This window comes from Alteromonas sp. ABH2_165 (genome assembly GCF_056159945.1).
Genome location: NZ_JBSWWF010000045.1, coordinates 1 through 284, shown reverse-complemented (window position 1 = coordinate 284; position 284 = coordinate 1). Strand labels below are relative to the sequence as shown.

General features: G+C 40.8%; 1 tRNA gene. It reads left to right on the top strand.

From position 1 onward, the window contains the following. The first annotated feature begins 1 nt into the window (after position 1). Positions 2-78, top strand: a tRNA-Ile gene (locus tag ACXAFQ_RS20540). Positions 79-284: the final 206 nt, after the last annotated feature.

Genomic DNA, 284 nt, shown 5'->3' with positions numbered 1-284 from the left:
CAGGCTTGTAGCTCAGCTGGTTAGAGCGCACCCCTGATAAGGGTGAGGTCGGCAGTTCAAGTCTGCCCAAGCCTACCAATTCTTTCTCATGCCGCGTCAGATAAAACCTCATGTGCTGGAGCACACTACGGTTTCATCTTCCTTGCCTGAAAAAGAATGTAAATAGACACGAAGTTGGTCGAAAAAAAGAATGATAAATCCTAATGAATTTTTACTCTTTGAGTAAGTATTGATTAGGGTTTTTTACTCTAAACCTGTTCTTTAACAATTTGGAAAGCTGATAT